The organism is Dialister sp. UBA1703, from assembly GCA_002320515.1.
Classification (GTDB): domain Bacteria; phylum Bacillota; class Negativicutes; order Veillonellales; family Dialisteraceae; genus Dialister.
Genome location: DCJJ01000031.1, coordinates 1 through 3,415, shown reverse-complemented (window position 1 = coordinate 3,415; position 3,415 = coordinate 1). Strand labels below are relative to the sequence as shown.

General features: G+C 49.9%; 4 protein-coding genes. All 4 read left to right on the top strand.

Going from position 1 to position 3,415, the window contains the following annotated elements:
* The first annotated feature begins 227 nt into the window (after positions 1-227).
* The 4 genes from B2Y11_RS01610 (at position 228) to B2Y11_RS01595 (ending at position 3,403) form a co-directional block, all read left to right on the top strand.
* Positions 228-1,217, top strand: a complete 990-nt coding sequence (locus B2Y11_RS01610) for a biotin--[acetyl-CoA-carboxylase] ligase (protein ID WP_291055321.1) — start codon at positions 228-230, stop codon at positions 1,215-1,217.
* Between the two features lie 204 nt (positions 1,218-1,421).
* Entirely contained in the window at positions 1,422-1,991 is a 570-nt protein-coding gene (locus B2Y11_RS01605; RefSeq protein WP_291055318.1) for a biotin transporter BioY, read from the top strand.
* Between the two features lie 304 nt (positions 1,992-2,295).
* Complete coding sequence (locus tag B2Y11_RS01600; protein ID WP_291055315.1) at positions 2,296-3,066, top strand: type III pantothenate kinase; 771 nt, start codon at positions 2,296-2,298, stop codon at positions 3,064-3,066.
* 208 nt (positions 3,067-3,274) lie between these two features.
* Positions 3,275-3,403 (top strand): hypothetical protein, encoded by a 129-nt coding sequence (locus tag B2Y11_RS01595; protein ID WP_291055311.1) that lies wholly within the window; start codon positions 3,275-3,277, stop codon positions 3,401-3,403.
* Positions 3,404-3,415 lie beyond the last annotated feature (12 nt).

The window sequence follows — 3,415 nt, the reverse complement described above, 5'->3', positions numbered from 1 at the left end:
TCCTGCCGGTAAGAAGCACCGCAGCGTCAAGCCGAACAGGAAACTTTACACGAATAGTTTCCTCCCGGTAAGAAGCACCATAGTGTCAAGCCGAATAGGAAACTTTTCATTCCATAATGTTAATACTACCAACCGCATAGGTTGACGAATAGTTTACAACTGTTTATAATGAGTAAAGAATCTGATATATGGTTCACAGGGAATAGTCTTTTTATGGGAGGCGTTTTATGAGAAACGAAATCCTGGATTACTTCAGGAAGGCCAATGGGGAGTTTGTTTCAGGAGAACAGATTTCCAAAGATCTCCATGTTTCCCGCACGGCCATTTGGAAGCATATTAAAGTACTGAAAGAGAGAGGATATATTTTTGAATCCAGCACCAGAAAGGGGTATCGGCTGATTTATGCACCGAACCTGCTGACGCCGCTGGAAATCGACAGTGCCCTTCATACGGAAACTTTCGGACGCCATGTGGTTTATATGTCCTCCACCCGGTCCACCAATGAGGAAGCAAAGAAAATTGCCAGGGAAGGGGCGGAAGAAGGCACCATTGTGGTGGCAGAAGAGCAGACCAGCGGCCATGGAAGGCTGACCCGGGGATTCTATAGCCCCTTTGCCAAGGGCGTCTGGTTCTCTTTGATTTTAAGACCGAAATTCTTCCCTATGGAAGCGTCCAAGTGCACCCTTCTGGCAGCCATCGGCGTGTGCCGGGGAATCCGCCGTCTGGGACTGAAGGATGCAGGCATCAAGTGGCCTAACGATATCCTGTACCATGGCAAAAAAATGGTGGGCATCTTGACAGAAATGTCTGCATCCATGGAAAAAATCGACTATATCATCATGGGCATCGGCATCAATACCGGCATGAAGAAGAGTGAATTCCCGGAAGCTTTCCGCGAAACATCCACTTCCTTCCTCAATGAAGGCATCGACGTTTCCAGAAAAGATCTTCTGGCTGCCGTGCTGGCCGAACTGGAAAAAGAGTACCGGATTGCCCAGGATGAAGGTTTTGAAAAGGTGCTGGATGACTGGCGCGCCCTTTCCATTACCCTGGGGCAGGAAGTACGGGTTATTTTTGGAAACGAAAGCTACACAGGAAAAGCGGTGGACATTGATAAGGACGGCTGCCTCATGGTAGATACAGGCACCCATATGACCCGCGTCATTGCAGGCGATGTTTCCATCCGCCCGGTGGATGCGCCCATCCCTAAAAGATAAATCTCTCCATTTAGGGAAGCGCTGATTCAATCACTGTCTGCTTTTATTCTTATGAAAGCAGACTCTATGAATGAATCAGTGCTTCCCTGGGGAGAAGGAGCGCTTAAAAGAGTACAGTGCTTCCTTCACAGGTTTCAGCCGTTCCGGGCATTTCACTCTTCATGTCTGATACACGGACGGTCATAAGAAAAGGAGAAGAGTTTCATGGAAAAAGGAAAAATGCATAATATTATCAGCGCCGCTATTTTTGCAGCGATTATGGCAGTGCTTTCACAGTTCACATTCCCCATCGGCCCCGTGCCCATTACTCTGCAGAGCTTTGTATGTGCCCTGGCAGGCGGTGTGCTGGGAAGGAAATGGGGCGCCATCTCCATCGGCGTATGGCTCCTGCTGGGCCTTCTGGGCATTCCCATCCTTACCATGGGGAAAGCAGGCGCAGGCATTTTCTTTTCTCCTGTAGGCGGCTACTACCTGGGCTTTGTGGTGATGGCCTGGATTTCCGGCTTCCGTCTGGCTGAAAAAGGCCATTTCCTCCGGCAGGTTTCCTCTGCCGTACTGGGGCTTATCTGCTGCTATGCCCTGGGTACCATCTGGTTCATGGGATACTTCCACTTCGGCCTCGGCAAGGAAATGCCCCTCTGGACCGCGCTGACCCTTACCGTATTCCCCTTCGTGGTCTTCGACCTCATCAAGGTCATCCTGGGCGTCATCTGCGGTACCCGCATCCGTCAGTCCCTGAACCAGGCGGGATATTATCCTACCATGGAACATTGAGAGTGAAAAGTTTCCTGTCCGGCGTGACACTGAGGGGGTTCATATCAGAAGGAAACTATATGCGAAAAGTTTCCTGTCCGGCATGGCACTGCTGCTCACCTGCCGGGGAACCGGAAAGGCCGGCAGCCTGTCTGCCGGCTTTTTTTATGCTCTGGAGGCTATGAATGGGCCTACTCATATGAAATTCGGTGAAAATATCTATTATTTGTTATGATTTCCCTTGACAGAATGGAAACTTTGTTGCATTATACACTTGATGAAATTTTAATGGTGCCTTATGGGCCCGATTCCGGAGGAGATTCACATGCTTCTTGCTTTTGATGTAGGAAATACGAATATTGTATGCGGTGTATACAAGGAAAGGAAACTGATCCGCCACTGGCGGGTGGCTACAGATACCCTGCAGACCGCTGATGGCTATGCAGCCCTTCTGGGCACCCTTTTCCAGCTGAACGGACTGGAATTCAAGGACGTGGAAGATATTATCATTTCCACCGTTGTTCCGCCTATCATTCCTATTCTGGAAACCATGTGCCAGCGTTACTTCCATACAAAACCCATCATGGTGGGACCGGGCATCAAGACAGGCCTTAATATTCTCTACGATAACCCCAAGGAACTGGGCGCCGACCGTATCGTCAATGCGGTAGCTGCCATTGCGGAATACGATTGCCCCCTCATTATTATCGACATGGGCACTGCCACCACCTTCTGCGTGGTGGATACCAAGGGCAACTACCTGGGCGGCGCTGTGGCGCCGGGCATCGGTATTTCCATGGAAGCCCTTTTCCAGAGAGCCTCCAAACTGCCCCGCATCGAACTGGTGAAAACGCCGAAAATCATCTGCCGCAACACCGTTTCCGCCATGCAGGCCGGCATTTACTACGGCTTCGTAGGCCAGATCGATGAAATCGTCAATCGCATCAAGGAAGAACTGAATGAACCAAACGTAAAGGTTATCGCCACCGGCGGCCTGGCTACCCTCATTGCCAAGTCCTCCAAAACCATCGACGTGGTGGATCCCATGCTTACACTGAAAGGTCTTCTTGTGCTTTACGAAAAGAATAAGAAATAACGAAAAAGCCGACGGCCCTGTCCGTCGGCTTTTAGTTTCCTGTCCGTAAGAAGCACCGCAGCGTCAAGCCGGATAGGAAACTATACGCGGATAGTTTCCTGCCGGGATAAAAAGCTCTGCTGCCATACCTCACAAAATCATCCTCTTGCATTTTCATACGCATGGTTGTATATTTATAAAAAATGAAGTATTTTTATGTGGAGGCGTAATGATGAAGAAGATGGTTAAAGCAGCAATTCTGGCGCTGGCGGCAGCCGGCATGGTGGTACTGGGAGGATGCGGCAGTTCACAGCCCGCTAAATCGCAGGGAGGGAGTGCTTCCCAGAGCTTAGTGTAAAATTTTACTCGG